At 35.7% G+C, this 19,950-nt stretch carries 3 protein-coding genes; all 3 read right to left on the bottom strand.

Features of this window, described 5'->3' with window-relative positions:
* Positions 1-5: 5 nt before the first annotated feature.
* Positions 6-920, bottom strand: coding sequence for a type IX secretion system membrane protein PorP/SprF (locus OD91_RS12825; RefSeq protein ID WP_144896776.1), 915 nt, complete (start codon positions 918-920; stop codon positions 6-8).
* A 37-nt stretch (positions 921-957) separates the two neighbouring features.
* Entirely contained in the window at positions 958-16,794 is a 15,837-nt protein-coding gene (locus OD91_RS12820; RefSeq protein ID WP_144896775.1) for a gliding motility-associated C-terminal domain-containing protein, read from the bottom strand.
* 187 nt (positions 16,795-16,981) lie between these two features.
* The gene (locus tag OD91_RS12815; protein ID WP_144896774.1) at positions 16,982-19,903 is read right to left on the bottom strand and encodes a TonB-dependent receptor domain-containing protein; all 2,922 of its coding nucleotides are present in this window, start codon (positions 19,901-19,903) and stop codon (positions 16,982-16,984) included.
* Positions 19,904-19,950: the final 47 nt, after the last annotated feature.

The raw sequence follows: 19,950 nt of genomic DNA, 5'->3' as shown, positions 1-19,950 counted from the left end.
TATGATTAAAAGAATCTTGGAGATTTAAGTTTGGGTTTATTTACATCAAATCGTAACATAACTTCATGAGTACCGCTATTATAATTCTGATAATTAGAAGTAGTTAAATCATAAGCATATCCAATATTTAACGTGTCCGTAATTTGTATTCCAAAAAGTGTACTGATTGAATCATCCCATCTCCAAGCCAATCCAACACTTAAACGTTCCTTAAATAATAAATTTGCTGAAATATCTAATGATAAAGGAGCTCCAGAAACTATTTTTGCAATAGCAGCTGGCTTTAATTTTAAATCATCATTAAGATCAAAAACAACACCAGCAATTAAAAAATAATGCATACGTTCTTTTGCTACGGATTCAATAAAATCATCATAATGATCTGTTCTTAAAAAGTTTGGAACAGACAATCCTAAATACCAATTTGGCTTATAAAAATACAATCCTGCACCAATACTTGGTAAAAATCGGTTACTTACATTCTGACTAAAAACCGCATCTGGATCTTTGTAAATTCCTCTAGACCAGTCTAAATTTAAAGTTCTTCCTCCTAAACGAAGTCCGAATGCTAACTTACCTTCATCACTTGTTCTAATTGTATAGGAAACATTTCCATCAAAATACGTCTCATGAGAAGGCCCTAATTTATCATTAATAACATTCAAACCAATACCAACTCTACTATAACCTATAGGTGTATGAAAACTAAATGTTTGCGTATCTGGCGCACCATTTAAACCTACCCATTGAGTTCTTGCTAATGCTGTAACACTTAAATGACCTTTAGAACCTGTATAACCAGGATTAATAGCCATAGTATTATACATATATTGTGTGTACTGTGGATCTTGTTGACCAACCACTGAATCTATGCTTAAAAGCAGTAGAAAGAACAGTACTATTTTGTATGACAATTTCATTTAATTATGATTTTTGTATATCTTTTTTCTTTTCAGTTTATCTATTTAAATACAACCAACCTGTTTTAGGTTTACTTCCGTCTCTTAAATCAAGGACATAATAATAGGTTCCAACTGGTAATTTTTTATCAACATTTATATTTGCTCTACCATTTGAAGTACCATCCCAAGTGTTGTTATAATTTACTTTCTTATAAACTGTATTTCCCCAACGGTTAAATACTTCGAAAATATTATTAGGATAATTATTGATACAATCTATTGTGAATGTATCGTTTGCTCCGTCTCCATTTGGAGAGAATTCATTATAAATAGTTAAACAAATTGGCGTAGTTGATGCGCTACTAGTATCATTTGTAGTATCTGAATCTACTTGATCTACAGAAGATACATGTACTGTGTTTAAGTAATCTCCGCTTTCATTTACTTTTACAATAATCTGTAATGTTTCTGAAGCTCCACCTGCAATACTAGCAACTTCCCATTCACCAGAAACTTCATCATAGGTTCCGGTACTTGTTGTATGTGAAATATATTCATATCCAGAAGGAATGTTTTCAGAAATACTAACATTTGTTGCTGTAACTGATCCGTTATTAGTTAATGTAATTGTAAATGTTACTTCTTTATTTACAACTGGTTTATCATCATCAACAGTTTTTGCCAACGCTAAATCTATATTTGGTAAGTTTAAACCTGCTTGACTATCATCATCTTCTCCATTAGTTGTACCATTACCAGCATTACTATCTGGATCATATTGATCTGCTTCAGAAATTTCTGCAACATTAGTATATTCTCCAGCAACACCTGTTGGTACTAAAACTCTAACATCAATTTCTAAACTAACTGTTGCCTGATCAAGTACAGTACCTACATTCCATATTCCAGTAATCGCATCATAAGTCCCGTTTCTATGAGTCACATATTCATATCCAATTGGTAAACTATCAACAACCGAAACATTTGTTGCATCATGCGATCCATCATTTGTAACAGAAATTGTAAATATTACAATATCTCCAACATTTGCCTGAGTAACATTAATCGTTTTATTAATACTTAAATCTGATACTTGCGGAGTTATTGAAACATTCGCTTCATCATCTTCTACAACCACACCTCCAAAGTTTGCAATTCTACTGTCTAAGTCAAATTGATCACTCGCAGTAATTTGAGCAACGTTATTATATTCCCCATCTGGAATTGGCACAGCAGTTGGTGCATTTACACGAACTCTATATTGATAATTAACAGTTTCAGATACTTGAATTGTAATTCCTGACCATGTTAATTTTCTTGAAGGACTATCATACATTCCATTTCCACTTACACTATTATCTATATACGTATACCCAACTGGTAATAAATCTTCTATAGAAACATTGGTAGCTACATTTGGTCCATCATTTAAAACACTTACAGTAAATGTGATTATATCTCCAACATTAGGATTGGTATTATCAACTACTTTTGCGATGCTTAAATCTGCAACTTGTGGCGTAGCAATAACACTATCCTCATCATCTTCACTTTGATTTCCACTATCATTATTTGGATTACTTGTTAAATCTACATTGTCACTAGCTGTAATCTGTGCAATGTTTTTATATTCATCAGCTGCTCCAGTTGGTGCTTTTATAACTGCATTATACGTTAATTTAATTCCTGTTAATGGAACTGTTAACCCTGTCCAATTAATTGTGTTTCCTGTTAATACTCCCGAATTAGTTATCGATGTAATTGTACCGTATCCAATTGGCAGAATATCTTCAACCGATACTCCAGTAGCCACATCAGGACCATTATTTGTTAATGAGATAGTAAATGTTACTACATCACCAACATTAGGAGATCCAGTACTAATCGTTTTTGTTAATCCTAAATCAGAACACTGATTTACTGTAACATCAATTACAACTCTTGCACTTACACATCCCGTAGCTAGATCTTTACTTTGCGCATAATACATCCCTGTAACTAATTGTGTTGTATCAGATAATAAGTTTCCTCCTGTTAAAGCATCAAACCATTGTAATTCCTCTCCTGCTTCAACTGTTCCAATAATATCTCCAACTTTTCCACTACCACAAAATGCTTGTGGAGTTTTTATGTTTGGTAATTTTGGTGCAGACGGACTTGTTAAAGTTGCAGTAATTGAATTACTTGTACTCTCACAATCGGTAGCTGTATCTTTTACTTTAATATTAGTATAAGCTCCATCCGATAAATTTGTAATGGTTAAACTTCCTGCTCCATCTGTTCCTAAAGTTTGTGTATTTGTATTTCCTTGATAACTATAACTTACTTCGTATGAACTATTACTAGCCAATCCAGTTAAAGCGATACTTCCTGTACTTGTTGAACATCCTGCTGGATTGGTAACTGTACCTAAAGTTAGCATTGGTAAAACAGGTGAATTAATATCAACCGTAGTAAGTGTATTAGAAGTACACGTATTATTTGTACTATCTGTTACTTGAATATTAGTATAACTTCCTTCTGATAAATTACTTAAAACAATGCTTCCAGTAGCACTTGAAGTTTGTGTCATATTGGTTGCACTTCCATTAAAAGTATAACTTACTGTATATGATTCTTGCGCTACTAAGCCTAAAATCTCAAAACTTCCTGTTCCTCCACATGTACTTGCATTGGTTACGGTTCCTAAACTTATTGTTGGTGGATTAATCACTGCTCTTGCAACTGTATTAGAGGTACAACCAGCAATACCTACACTCATATTTTCATACAATCCTGGTGCTAAATCCGAAACATTTAAGTTTCCAGTTCCATCACTCGTAACAGTTTTGCTGATAAATATTCCGTTATAAGTATAACTAAACATATAACCAGTATTATTTGCCAATCCACTAAAATCGATACTTCCGTTTCCAGAACAATTTGCTGGGTCGTTTGCTTGAACTAAACTTAAGGTTGGTGTCATTGGATCTGATAAAACAACTGTGTTTAAAACATTGCTTGTACAATTATTTGAAGCAACACTAATGTTTGAATAGCTTCCTGTTGATAAGCCTGTTAAACTTAACAACCCTGATCCATCAGCCGCTAAACTTCCCGTTGTCAATGCTGTACCATCTTTACTATAAGAAATTACATAACTTTCTGTAGCTACTAATCCTGAGATTATAATTGCTCCGTCATTTCCACCACATGTTGTTGGATTTGCACTTGCTGATAAAGTTATCATCGTTGGTGTAGGATCTGCCAATACTACTGGTCCAGCAAGTATTGCTGATGGACAACCGTTTAATGTAACTTGAAAGTCTGAATAACTTCCCGCTGGTAAACTTCCGATAATTGTATTGGTTGCCGATGCTCCCGTTGTTATCATAGTATTTACTAATACGCCATCTTTCTTATATGATAAACTATAGATAGTGCTTGAACTTAATCCTGTTAACTCAATACTTCCATCCGTTCCAGAACAACTTCCAATTGCACCTACAACTCCTAAATTAATAACTGGAGTAGGTTTAATTAAAATGTTTGTTGATACTCTTGGACTTATACATCCTGTTGTTAAATCTTTACTTGCAGCGTAATAAATTCCTGTTGCTAATACCGTATTATTCATTAATAAATTACCATCTGTCATAGCATCATACCATAACAATTCTTCTCCTGATCCTACTACACCTGTTAAATTTCCTACTGTTGCACTTCCACAAAATTCTTGTGGATCTGTTATCGATGGTAGATTTGGACTTGTTGGATCATTTAAAGTAGCTGTTACAACATTACTATCACAAGCTGTTGTTGTACTTTTTACTTTTATATTGGTATACGCTCCAGAACTTAGGTTGGTAACAGTTAAGTTTCCTGAACCATCTGTTCCTAAGGTTTGTGTTGTTGTACTTCCTTGATAGATATAACTTAATTCGTATGAACTATTATTAGCTAATCCTGTTAATTCGATACTTCCTGTACTTGTTGAACATCCTGTTGGGTTCGTTAAAGTACCTAAACTAATCATTGGTGAAGTTGGTGAACTAATAGTTACAGTAGTTATTGTATTTGAAGTACATAATCCATTTGAACTATCCGTTACCATCACTCCTGTATAAGTTCCTTCTGATAAATTGCTTAAAACAATGCTTCCAGCTGCTGTTGAAGTTTGTGTAACATTGGTAGCGTTTCCATTAAAGGTATAGCTTACCATATAAGATTCTTGCGCTACTAAGCCTAAAATCTCAAAACTTCCTGTTCCACCACATGTACTTGCATTAGTTACGGTTCCTAAACTTATTGTTGGTGGATTAATAACCGCTCTTGCAACTGTATTAGAGGTACAACCAGCTAACACTACACTCATGTTTTCATATAGTCCTGGTGCTAAATCCGAAACATTTAAGTTTCCTGTTCCATCACTCGTTACTGATTTGCTTGAGTTTGAACCATTATAGCTATAATTAAAGGTGTACGTTGTATTATTTGCCAATCCACTAAAATCAATACTTCCGTTTCCAGAACAATTTGCTGGATCGTTTGCCTGAACCAAACTTAAAGCTGGTGTCATTGGATCTGATAAAACAACCGTATTTAAAATATTACTTGCACAATCATTTGAAGCAACACTAATGTTTGAATAGCTTCCTGTTGATAAACCTGTTAAACTTAACATTCCTGATGCTGGAGCTACTAAACTTCCTGTTGCTAAAGCTGTACCATCTTTACTATAAGAAATTACATAACTCTCAGAAGCAACTAAATTTGAGATTACAATTGTTCCGTCATTTCCACCACATGTTGTTGGATTTGTACTTGCTGATAAAGTTATCATCGCTGGTGTAGGATCTGCTAACACTACTGGCCCAGCAAGTATTGCTGATGGACAACCGTTTAATGTAACTTGAAAGTCTGAATAACTTCCCGCTGGTAAACTTCCGATAATTGTGTTGGTTGCTGATGCTCCCGTTGTTATCATAGTATTTACTAATACGCCATCTTTCTTATATGATAAATCATAATTAGTACTTGATGTTAATCCTGTTAACTCAATACTTCCATCAGTTCCAGAACAACTTCCAATTGCGCCAACAACTCCTAAAGTAATTACTGGAGTAGGTTTAATTAAAATGTTTGTTGATACTCTTGGACTTATACATCCTGTTGTTAAATCTTTACTTGCAGCGTAATAAATTCCTGTTGCTAATACCGCATTATTCATTAGTAAATTACCACCTGTCATAGCATCATACCATAACAACTCTTCTCCTGATCCTACTACACCTGTTAAGTTTCCTACTGTTGCACTTCCACAAAACTCTTGTGGATCTGTTATCGATGGTGGATTTGGACTTGTTGGGTCATTTAAAGTAGCTGTTACAACATTACTATCACAAGCTGTTGTTGTACTTTTTACTTTTATATTGGTATACGCTCCAGAACTTAGGTTGGTAACTGTTAAGTTTCCTGAACCATCTGTTCCTAAGGTTTGTGTTGTTGTACTTCCTTGATAGATATAACTTAATTCGTATGAACTATTATTAGCTAATCCTGTTAATTCAATACTTCCTGTACTTGTTGAACATCCTGTTGGATTCATTAAAGTACCTAAACTAATCATTGGTGAAGTTGGTGAACTAATAGTTACAGTAGTTATTGTATTTGAAGTACATAATCCGTTTGAACTATCCGTTACCATTACTCCTGTATAAGTTCCTTCTGATAAATTGCTTAAAACAATGCTTCCAGCTGCTGTTGAAGTTTGTGTAACATTGGTAGCACTTCCATTAAAAGTATAGCTTACCATATAAGATTCTTGCGCTACTAAGCCTAAAATCTCAAAACTTCCTGTTCCTCCACATGTACTTGCATTAGTTAAAGTTCCTAAACTTATTGTTGGTGGATTAATAACCGCTCTTGCAACTGTATTAGAGGTACAACCAGCTAACACTACACTCATGTTTTCATATAGTCCTGGTGCTAAATCCGAAACATTTAAGTTTCCTGTTCCATCACTCGTTACTGATTTGCTTGAGTTTGAACCATTATAGCTATAATTAAAGGTGTACGTTGTATTATTTGCCAATCCACTAAAATCAATACTTCCGTTTCCAGAACAATTTGCTGGATCGTTTGCCTGAACCAAACTTAAAGCTGGTGTCATTGGATCTGATAAAACAACCGTATTTAAAATATTACTTGCACAATCATTTGAAGCAACACTAATGTTTGAATAGCTTCCTGTTGATAAACCTGTTAAACTTAACATTCCTGATGCTGGAGCTACTAAACTTCCTGTTGCTAAAGCTGTACCATCTTTACTATAAGAAATTACATAACTCTCAGAAGCAACTAAATTTGAGATTACAATTGTTCCGTCATTTCCACCACATGTTGTTGGATTTGTACTTGCTGATAAAGTTATCATCGCTGGTGTAGGATCTGCCAATACTACTGGCACAGCAAGTATTGCTGATGGACATCCATTTAATGTAACTTGAAAGTCTGAATAACTTCCCGCTGGTAAACTTCCGATAATTGTGTTGGTTGCTGATGCTCCCGTTGTTATCATAGTATTTACTAATACGCCATCTTTCTTATATGATAAATCATAATTAGTACTTGAAGTTAATCCTGTTAACTCAATACTTCCATCGGTTCCAGAACAACTTCCAATTGCGCCTACAACTCCTAAATTTATTACTGGGGTAGGTTTAATTGTAATAGTTGCCTTATCTATAAGTTCTACAGAACCAGAAGTAGTCTTGTTTGTTGCTAAAACATTATATATTGTTGTGCTAGAAGGAGAATCACTAAAAGTAATATTACCTCCAGTTCCATCTATTGGAGTTCCTATCGCTGAATCATCATCATCTTTTCTAAGTTGATAAGAAACCCCAACAATACTATTTGTTAATAGTATATCTCCGCTAGCTCCACTACAAATTGAATCATCACTTAACGATAAAGTAAGTGGTAATAATGGATCTGCGGTTAAAGTAACTTTAGCTGTTGTAACATTATTTTGAGCATCCTCTACAGAATATGTAACTGGCATTGGATTTCCATTAAATGCTCCTGTACAAGTAGCATCTGGATTTCCAGCTGCTGTACAAGGGTTAAAAGTTATATCGCCAGTAGTTGAATTTACTGACCATACCCCTTCTCCATTTACAACTAATGTTTTTCCATCTGTACTTAAAGTACCACTCGTTATTCCTGCAAGTGTTAATTTTACAGTACTTGGTATAACTGCATCACCAGTAGTGTCATTACTTAAAACAGTAACAGATTTTGGAGTTCCAGGAGTATATGTAACTTCATCATCTGTTGCTACGGGTAATGCATCAAGAGTTACAGTAGATGATGTTGTATTATTTTGTGCATCTTCTACTTCATACTTTATTACTGAAGGATTTCCTGTAAAAGTTGATAAAGGAACAAATGTTAAAACTCCAGTTGTTTCATCAACAGCCCAAGTTCCTTCATTTGGTACTTTCACTTCAATACAATCTCCTCCTTGTGTATTCTCACATGTTGATCCTGCTGGTAAATCTGTTAATAATAACATTACTGTAGTTGGTACTACTGTATCTCCTGTAGTATCATTACTAAGTATATTAATAACTGGATTAGTACCACCTGGTGTATATGTTGCTGCATCAGGTGTAGCTACTGGTAAAGGATCTGCTGTTAAAGTAACTTTTGCTGTTGTAGTATTATTTTGTGCATCTTCCACAGAATAAGTAACGGGCATAGGACTTCCCGTAAATGCTCCTGTACATGAAGCATCTGGATTTCCAGCTGCCGTACACGGATTAAAACTTAATTCACCTGAAGTTGGATTTACTGTCCATACCCCTTCTCCACTGACAACTAATGTTTTTCCATCTAAACTTAAAGTACCTCCAGTAATACCAGTAGTCGTTAATTTTACAGTTGTTGGAACAACAGTATCACCTGTGTTATCATTGCTTAAAATAGTAATTGTTTTAGCGATACCTGGAGTATATGTTGAAGCGTCATCTTTTGCAACTGGTAAGGCATCTAAGGTTACAGTAGTTGATGTAATATTATTTTCAGCATCTTCTACTTCATATTTTATTACAGAAGGATTACTTGTAAATGTTGATAAAGGAACAAAAGTTAAAGCCCCTGTTGTTTCATCAACAGTCCAAGTTCCTTCATTTGGTACTTTTACCTCGATACAATCTCCTCCTTGTGTATTCTCACATGTTGATCCGGCTGGCAAATCTGTTAATAATAAAGTTACTGTAGTTGGTTCTACTGTGTCCCCTGTTGTATCATTCCCTAAAATAGAAACTACAGGATTTGTTCCTCCAGGTGTATACGTTGCAGAATCGGGAGTCGCTATTTGTAAACTATCAATTGTTACAGTTCCTGTTGTTGTATTATTCTCAGCATCTTCTACTTCATATTTTATAGGTGATGGATCACCTGTAAAAGTTGGTAAAGGAACAAACGTTAAAACTCCAGTTGTTTCATTAACTGTCCATGTACCTTCATTTGGTACTTTTACCTCAATACAATCTCCACCTTGAGTATTCTCACATGTTGATCCAGCTGGTAAATCTGTTAACAATAATGTTACAGTTGTAGCAATTACTGTATCACCAGTAGTATCATTACTTAAAATATCAATGGTCGGATTTGCTCCTCCAGATGTATAATCTACAGTATCATCTGTTGCAATTGGTAACGAATCTAAGGTTACTGTTGATGTTGCTGTATTGCCTTGTGTATCGGCTACTGAATAGGTAATTACTTCTGGTACACCTGTAAAAGCTCCTGTACAACTTGCGTCTGGAGTTCCAGCTGCTGTACATGGACTAAAGTTTAATGCTCCCGTAGTTGGGCTTACTGTCCAAACTCCCTGTCCGTTTATTGTTAAGGTTTTTCCATCTGGACTTAATGTCCCTGATCCTACTCCTGTTCCTGGTAATCCAGTTGTTGTTAATTGTACGGTTGTTGGTACAACTGTATCTCCTGTGTTGTCATTACCTAAAATGTCTACTGAATTTGTAGCACTTGTTGGGTCATAACTTGCTTCATCTGGTGTTGCGATTGGTAAAACATCTAAGGTAACGGTTGATGTTGATGTATTATTTTGTGCATCAGCTACTGAATACGTAATTACTTCTGGCACACCTGTAAAAGCTCCTGTACAACTTGCATCGGGTGTTCCTGATGCTGTACATGGACTAAAGTTTAATGCACCTGTAGTTGTGTTTACTGTCCAAACTCCTTGTCCATTTATTGTTAAAGTTTTTCCATCTGGACTTAATGTCCCTGATCCTACTCCTGTTCCTGGTAATCCAGTTGTTGTTAATTGTACGGTTGTTGGAACAACTGTATCTCCTGTGGTATCATTGCCTAAAATGTCTACTGAATTTGTAGCACTGGTTGGGTCATAACTTGCTTCATCTGGTGTTGCGATTGGTAAAGCATCTAAGGTTACTGTTGATGTTGCTGTATTACCTTGTGTATCGGCTACTGAATAGGTGATTACTTCTGGTACACCTGTAAAAGCTCCTGTACAACTTGCGTCTGGCGTTCCTGATGCTATACATGGACTAAAGTTTAATGCACCTGTAGTTGGATTGACTGTCCAAACTCCTTGTCCGTTGATTGTTAAGGTTTTTCCATCTGGACTTAATGTCCCTGATCCAACTCCTGTAGCTGGTAATCCAGTTGTTGTTAATTGTACGGTTGTTGGAACAACTGTATCTCCTGTGGTATCATTGCCTAAAATGTCTACTGAATTTGTAGCACTGGTTGGGTCATAACTTGCTTCATCTGGTGTTGCGATTGGTAACGAATCTAAGGTTACTGTTGATGTTGCTGTATTACCTTGTGTATCGGCTACTGAATAGGTGATTACTTCTGGTACACCTGTAAAAGCTGCTGTACAACTTGCGTCTGGCGTTCCAGCTGCTGTACATGGACTAAAGTTTAATGCTCCTGTAGTTGGATTGACTGTCCAAACTCCTTGTCCGTTTATTGTTAAGGTTTTTCCATCTGGACTTAATGTCCCTGATCCTACTCCTGTAGCTGGTAATCCAGTTGTTGTTAATTGTACGGTTGTTGGTACAACTGTATCTCCTGTGGTGTCATTGCCTAAAATGTCTACTGAATTTGTAGCACTTGTTGGGTCATAACTTGCTTCATCTGGTGTTGCGATTGGTAACGAATCTAAGGTTACTGTTGATGTTGCTGTATTACCTTGTGTATCGGCTACTGAATAAGTAATTACTTCTGGTACACCTGTAAAAGCTCCTGTACAACTTGCATCGGGTGTTCCAGCTGCTGTACATGGACTAAAGTTTAATGCTCCCGTAGTTGGGTTTACTGTCCAAACTCCCTGTCCGTTTATTGTTAAAGTTTTTCCATCTGGACTTAATGTCCCTGATCCTACTCCTGTAGCTGGTAATCCAGTTGTTGTTAATTGTACGGTTGTTGGTACAACTGTATCTCCTGTGGTGTCATTGCCTAAAATATCTACTGAATTTGTAGCACTTGTTGGGTCATAACTTGCTTCATCTGGTGTTGCGATTGGTAACGAATCTAAGGTTACTGTTGATGTTGCTGTATTACCTTGTGTATCGGCTACTGAATAAGTAATTACTTCTGGTACACCTGTAAAAGCTCCTGTACAACTTGCATCGGGTGTTCCAGCTGCTGTACATGGACTAAAGTTTAATGCTCCCGTAGTTGGGTTTACTGTCCAAACTCCCTGTCCGTTTATTGTTAAAGTTTTTCCATCTGGACTTAATGTCCCTGATCCTACTCCTGTAGCTGGCAATCCAGTTGTTGTTAATTGTACGGTTGTTGGAACAACTGTATCTCCTGTGGTGTCATTGCCTAAAATGTCTACTGAATTTGTAGCACTGGTTGGGTCATAACTTGCTTCATCTGGTGTTGCGATTGGTAACGAATCTAAGGTTACTGTAGTGGTTGCTGGGTTATTTTGTGCATCTTCTACTGAATAGGTAATTACTTCTGGAGTTGTTGTAAAAGCACCAGTACAACTTGAGTCTGGCGTTCCTGCTGCTGTACATGGACTAAAGTTTAATGCACCTGTAGTTGGATTAGCTGTCCAAACTCCTTGTCCGTTTATTGTTAAGGTTTTTCCATCTGGACTTAATGTCCCTGATCCTACTCCTGTAGCTGGTAAACCTGTAGTCGTTAATTTTACAGTAGTTGGCACAACAGCATCTCCCGTAGTATCATTATTCGAAATATCAAGCATCGGATTTGTTCCTCCAGGAGTATAACTAGCTGAATCTGTAGTTGCTACTGGTAGTATATCTATTAAAGCTGTTGCTGTTAATTCTGTTGCACAATTTGTTGTTGTATTTTGCACTAATACATTGTACAATGTATTCGTTGTTGGTGCTACTGAAAATGTAATATCTCCTCCAGTACCTGCTTTTGCAGTTCCAACAGTAGAATTATCTGAATCTAATCTTAATTGATACGAAAAACCAGAAACACTATTTTTAACAGTAATAGTTCCATTACTTCCTTTATTAATCTTATCTCCTTCAACAGTTAAACTACTTGAAGGTAAAGCATTTACTAGAACATTAATAGATACTTTTGGACTTTCACAAACTTCTCCTCCGCTATGCGTATGTGTTTGACTTACAAAATAAGTAGTTGTTCCAATTGCAGAAGCTGCTGTACTTGGTGTTGGTGCTGTTGCTAATAGTGTTGTTGCATTAGTATCGTACCATTTTAGAGTTCCTGTTGGTGATGCTGACGGTGTCGCTGTTAACGCCACTTGAGAATCTCCAACACAATGTACTATATTGGTCGTTGTAGGAACTGGAGTAGCTGCAGCTCCTTCTATTTCTTTAGCAGTTCCAATTTTAGAACCACAACCTAAAGTATCAATGACTTCAACTTTATAAAATCCAGATGTTAATCCAGTATAGCTACCATCTGAATCTCCATCGGTTTGTGAAGCATCTATGTATGCACCCGTTAAACTAGTTGCAGTTAATAAATTATATGTATAAGGTGATGTACCTCCCGAAGCAGTGGTAGTAAATGTTCCATTTGACATTCCCGAACATGCCATTGTCACTACTGGAGCAGTTAAAGATAAAGAACCGCTTACATCAGCAATAATTGTAACATCTACATCATCTGTTGTAGCTGTACAAGATGCTCCGTTCTGGACTGTCCATCTTAATTTTGCTGTATCTCCAACAGAACCATTGGTTAATGTTAAAGTTGTTGTTGGGCTATTAGCACTATCAAATGCTACATTCATACCTGTTTCACTAACAACACTCCATACTCCTAGTCCACTTGTTGGTGCCACAGCACTTAATTGTGGGTTTAATATACATAAATTCATTGTTGCGTCTCCTGCATCTGCAACACTAGGAGGTGCTTGTACTGTTACTGTAACTTGATCTCTATTTTCACATTTTCCATTTGTAATTTCCCATTGAAAAATATAAGTTCCAACTGATAAATCGTTTATAACGGATGTATTTAAATTCTGACTAACTATTGATTCTCCGTTTGGTCCACTAATTTTTGTCCATTTACCTGTACCAGAAGATGGTGCATTAGCAGTCATAGTTACTGAACCAGTAGTTGCTGGAGAAACAATACATACTTCTTTATTTGTACCTGCATTTGATACAATTTTTGCAGAGTTCGTTATTGTAATTTCATCCGTTTTTTTAAACGAAGGATCTGTACAAGTTGCAGCTCCCGATAATGTATATCTAAAAACATAAACATATCCCTCTTCCATTGTAGCTGAGGCTTTATTTCCTTTTGCATTTAAAACAGTAATAACAGGTATAGCAGCCCCTGATGGAGTAGAACTCACGTAACTAAATGTACCTGTAGAACCTTCTATTGCCTCTAATAAAACATCTTCTGCTGCACAAAATGATTGAGCAGGACTACCTGTTATAGCAGCCGGAGTAATTACGTTTATTGTTAAATCAGCTGAATTAACTAAGTTACAAGTTGGTGCTGTATTTGGACTAGGAAATATTGGAGATGTTGTCCATCTATATATATAAGTTCCAGTTTTTAAGCTCGTTAGCTTTGCATCTTCTTTAGATGTATCATCTATTACTGGCGTAGTAGGACCTGAAACAAAAGCCCAATTACCTGTTCCAACTGTAACCGTATTAGCATTTAATGTCGCTGTTGTTGAACAAACATTTAAAGTAGCTGTAGCAAACCCTGGTGGTGTTGGTTGATTTGCGATGGTAAATTTAACTTTATCACCCGTAAAACAATCTGCATCAGAAACTTTCCATTCAAATTCATATACACCATCACTTAAATTTGTAAAACTTGCGTTTGGTTTATTAATATCATCTACAGTCCATCCACCAGAACCGAAAGTTTGTACCCAAGTACCTTGATTTGGAGCGTTTGGTGCTGTTGCAGCCATTAAGATAGAATTTAACCCACAAACATCTTGATCTGGCCCAGCTGAAGGAATCGTATTATACAAAGCTACTATAACATTATCTGAACTTACATTATTTGGACAGTCAGTATCTGGAATACTCCACATAAACTCATAACTTCCATCTACCATGCTATTAACTGTTGTAGTACTTGAATTTGCTGGAGTAATCATTGCTCCTGCTGGACCCGAAACTAAAGTCCAAGTCCCTGTTGATCCCGCTTTTGGTACTGTTCCTTCTAATGTTACTGAATTTCCGCTTGTAATACATTGATCTTGTCCTGCCCTAACTACTTGTGACCTCCCTGTTGTTGTTGTTACTACTACAGAATCTGAAGTACTAGCACAACCATTTGTTAATGTATATGTAAATGTATATACAGTCGATTTCTTTAAAGCAAGCACTCTAGTTTTTGGATCAGTTGGATCAATAATATTTACACCAGAATCATCAGGCAAAGAAGATACTGTCCATAAACCACTTTCATCACCTCCTAAAGCTATTGCATCAAGCAGAAACCCTCCAGCACAAATAGTTGCATCTGATCCAGCAAAATTTGCTGGCGGAGTTGGCGGGCCTGTAGAAACTCTTACGATTACATCGTCAAAAGCTTTTGTATCAAGATCTGCTTGTGGTCCTCCACTAATAACCCACCTAAAAACGTATTTACCAGATCCTGTTGCCACAGGAAAGTCTACAGTTGTAGAAGCACTAGATGCATCTGCAATTGTAGCCATTGCTGGACCACTTATTTGAGACCACATTCCTATACCATCTACAGGACTATTTCCAACTAAATTTGCATCATTTGTAGGATCACAAATAAAAATATCTGTTCCTGCATTAGATTGATCTGGTTTTCCTGATATTTTTACTGTTATCTCATCCGAATCATTTGAACATTCTGAACTAGCATTCCCTCCTGCTTCTCTTGTTATCCCTACAACATATGTACCTATTTTAGTAAAAGGTATCGTCATCGAAGTTGCTGTAGTATTAGAATTGTTATTTGCTATACTTTTTATTGATGAATAACTATTAGTAGTAACTGGGCCACTAATAATTTTGTATTTCATGGTAGAGGCAGAATTATCTCTATCAATTCCAAATGTTACATTTACTTTATTCGTTGCTTGATTTAAAGTAGCCAAAATACATTCTGATGCTGTACCATTATCTGTAAGGTTAACACTAATTGCACTGTTTATGACTTTAATATTTACATCTCGAGTAGTATCACAATCTGGGTTAGCTGTTTTTACCGTATATCTAAATTTATAATTATAAAATGCGGGTGCTGTAGCTAATCCTTTTGGGTTTCCAGATAAATTAGTAACTAAAGTAGTTGGTGAAGTAGCGTTAGCAATCACTGGTTTTTGAGCTGCAGTTAAACCTCCTCCAACAAATGTCCACTCAACAGTTTCTCCTGCATATAATGGAGGTAAAGCTTCTAATAAATATTGTGTAGTAGCTGGTGGTGTTGGTGCGTCACAAATTCTAATATTTCTTATACTTACTAAACTACTAGCAGTAGATACCGCACCAGTTGGTGGAGGTACAGTAATGGTTACTGTATCGTTTCCATTTTTACAAGGACCAGAAACTATCCATCTAAACGTATAAGAACCTTCAATTAAATTACTAATTCCTGTATTATTTTTTGAAGTATCTGCTATAGTAGGAGCATTTGGTCCACTTACTAATTCCCACATACCCATTTGTCCACCTGTACCATCTCCAGCATAAGAGCCGGCTAAAGAAGTGGTAGTTGTAGCACCAAAACATGCCGATAATGTTTTATCTGGCCCAGCATTTACAGGTTCTGCACCAAAATTAGTTACTTTTATTCTTGAGACACCTGGACACGTTCCAGGAGCTCCACTAACTGTCCAAGTTAACGTAGTTTCACCAGAAGAACCTTCTGGAAATGTAATACTTGTTGTTGGTGATGTTGAATCTGCAAATGTTACACCTGCATTATTATTTGTATCTGTTGTCCATTTACCAGTAAAAGTTCCAGTTGGAGTATTTCCTGCTAACATATAATTCCCTGGACATCCAGAAATATCTGAACCTGCCATTGAAACTGGACTTGGTTTTACATCATAAGATATATTTTGTGAAGTATAATTACCATCATTACACAATGCTGTTAATTTAAACACATACGTATTATTACCTGTGGCACCCGTTATTTCTGGAGTATAACTTGTTGGATCACTAATTCCAATAAATGGTCCAGACACTTGTGTCCAAACTATGGATACTACATTTGCATCTCCGGAACCAGCTAACTGAAATAAGTTCCCTTCACAAATTTCTTGTGGCGTCCCTGTATTAATACCACAAGATGTTGTTTGTGCACTTATATTTAAACATGAAAAAATAAAAACTGTAAGGACTACAGCTTTTAATTTAATGTATTTTTTTCCCATAATACGTCAAATTATTCTACTATTCTTATGAAACATTCATTTCTAAAAGTCACACAAAATTAAAAGTTATAAGTTGTAAGGCTTTTATTATTCGACGAAACGATGAAAAATGAAGTTAAGTACTTTATGTTAAGACACAAAAAAACCCTCAGAGTTGAGGGTTTTTTTTATTACAAATATATTTTTATTAAAAATCTACAGTAGTTCTTAGAACAACTCTTCTGCCGATAACCGGCATATTTGGAAAAGCTCTATATTCATTATTAAAAACATTTGTTGCTGATAAATCTAATTTAATTTTTTTGTTAAATGAATATCCAACGTTAAGATCTACCAAATTCTTTTCTTGTACTGGACCAGAAAATAATCCTTGATTAGAGTTAAAACCATCATCATGTTGAAAAGCCAATCCACCTCTCCATTTATCTTGATTAAATTGAGCTCCAACTCTATACTTAAATTTTGGAGAATTTAAATATGAAGAAAAAGGCAGTCCATCATCATTCGATTGACCTGGAATCCATTCTGTTTGACTCACCCATGAAGCATTACCCCATAGCGTCCAGCTATCATTTGCAAAATACTTTAAAGCTAAATCTGAACCAAAATGACTTCTAGTTACATTATCAAAAATTCTATACCCAGCAGGAATATGCGTTATGCCATCTCCTTGAGGCACACCACTTGTTTCAACCGCTCCAATTACACTTAACAATGGTGCAACATTACTTGCAAAACCAGCTCCTCCTTGTGCAAAAGCTCCACCTACTTGAGCGGCAGCTGTTGCAATAGCTCCTGGAGTTTGTGCAGCTGCTGTAGCTGCAGCAGATGGCACTACTCCAGGTATTCCAGCTAAAGGCCAACCATTTGAAGCATATACGCCTTGTACTTGTGCTAATACTCCTGCTGTTATAGCTCCAACAACATTAGGGTCTGCTGCAAAATCTGCACCAACTCTAGCTGATAAATCATTTGCAAAATTTGCACCAGTTAATCTAAAAGTAGGTGCTACTGCAGTAAATTGAGTAAAACCTTTTCTTGAATACGTATAGACATCTAATCCTACTGATAATTTATCGCCAATTAAACCTTTATAGCCGACTTCAAAAGAATTTAATTTTCCAATTCTAGATTGTAATGTTGGTGTAAGCTCATTCATAGCCTCTCCATTAAATAAGTTATATCCTTCTAATGTTCCAGTACTTCCAGACGGCACATAAGTTGATAAGAAATTATTTACAACTGGTAATAGTGGGTTACCTGCTAATGCTGCATTTATCCCTGCTATAGTAGGCTGAGCTACAGCTCCATATACGTAAGCTAAAGGAAAACTTGTAGCTCCGTATGGTAAATCTGGTAAACCAGGAATAGATAAATCAATTGTTGGGTTAGCTACAAAAGTTTGTGCATTTTTTTGCCCAGATAACCAAACATCTAACACACCTGGAGCAACAATTGATACTGGAAAATCGATATTTTGCTCTAATGCGGATGGTCCAAAAGTAGCCACATTATAAGAAGCTCTAAAAGTAGTTTTAGGACCTGCTTTATATACTAATGCAACTCTAGGAGCAAATGCTCCTTCATTAATAAAATTATATTTATCATATCTACCTGCATAGGTTAAATCTAGCTTATCACTCAATTTAGAAGTTCCTTGCATATATATTCCAGTAATCACATATTGATCATCATCTTCATTTATACCATATAAAGTACCTTCAGAATCTGAAGCTGAATTTCTATAATCTGCCCCCACTGTAAAGTTTGTGTCTAAAAAATTAGGTGTATCAAAATTATATTGTAATTGCGCTTCTATCGAAGATCTTTTAGCTATTTGTCTTAAACCTGATGCATATAAAAAAGTTGGATTTTCTTCATCTCCTCCGTCATTATAGTTATAATATACTTGTGCAAATAAACCACCTCTTTGAATTCTAGCTTGTGCCCAATAGTCATTACCTTGCGTATAGCCTGCTCCTTGTGAATTAAAGAATAATCCGTTACCATTTGCTAGACCTGCAGAAACTACAGCATTTGTTTTTTCGTTTGGTCTAAATTCAAAATGCATATTTGCAGAATAATTTCTATATTCAGTTGCTAAAGGATTTCCATCACCATTATCATCTAAATCAGCTAAAGTGAGTAAAGTTTTAGCAGCTTGAGAAGGATCTACTCTCCCGCCTTTAATTACTGGTTGAGATATAGTTGTTTTTTGACCAGCTATAAATGCAGCATCTGTTACGGCATCTAATTCAAAATCGTCACCTTGCATATATCTCATATTGATTTTAAAACCAAACTTTTCATCTTTACTAGCAGTAGCATGTCTTAATGTTGTACCATAAGTACTTAAAGTACCACTAACAAATTCTACCGTTGTACCAGGTTTATCAATAGCACTTTTAGATAAGAAGTGGACTACCCCAGATGTAACACCTGGTCCATACAAAGCTGAAGCTGCACCTCTAACTACCTCTATTTTATCAATATCGATATTAGACATACCTGTTTGGTAACTTAAAAAGAGACCTGCAGAAGGTGTTACTAAATAACGATAATCTAATATTGGAAAAGTTGAAGTACCAAAAACTCCTGAACCAGCTCTCATTTCAATATTTAAAGAATTTGCTGATTGTTGTTGTATTTGAACTCCAGGTGTATTTATTAATTGACGAACAGGATCAACTGCTGATGCTGAATTCTCTAAATCTTTAGAAGTAAGTAAACTTACAGAAGCTGGTGCTTCTTGTACTTTTTGTCTTCTTCTAGATGCTGATACTACAACTTCATCTAAAACAGAACCTCCTTCTAAAACCACATTCAATGTTTGAGAAGCATTATTTACGACGATACTTTTAGACTCATACCCAGTATAACTAAATACTAGTGTCCATGGAAAACTTTCGTTAGATTTTAACTTAAAGTTACCATTAAAATCAGTACTTGTACCAGTTGAAGTTCCTTCTATAATTATGTTTACTCCTGGTAAAGGACCAGAATCGTCAGAAACAGATCCTGTCACTGTACTTTGCGCAAATACAAAGCTTACAGATAACAAGAGTATCCAGGTTAAAAAGGGCACTCTAAAATGTTTTTTTGTCTTCATAATGTAAATTATTTGAATATTTGAATTGTTAAATTATCTGTCAATAT

Origin of the sequence: Lutibacter sp. Hel_I_33_5, assembly GCF_007827455.1 — a bacterium.
GTDB lineage: Bacteria > Bacteroidota > Bacteroidia > Flavobacteriales > Flavobacteriaceae > Polaribacter.
This window is presented reverse-complemented; position numbering and strand designations above follow the sequence as displayed.

Coding starts and splice junctions, on each gene's coding strand:
- OD91_RS12825 (WP_144896776.1), bottom strand. CDS start 920: ATGAAATTGTCATACAAAATAGTACTGTTCTTTCTACTGCTTTTAAGC.
- OD91_RS12820 (WP_144896775.1), bottom strand. CDS start 16,794: ATGGGAAAAAAATACATTAAATTAAAAGCTGTAGTCCTTACAGTTTTT.
- OD91_RS12815 (WP_144896774.1), bottom strand. CDS start 19,903: ATGAAGACAAAAAAACATTTTAGAGTGCCCTTTTTAACCTGGATACTC.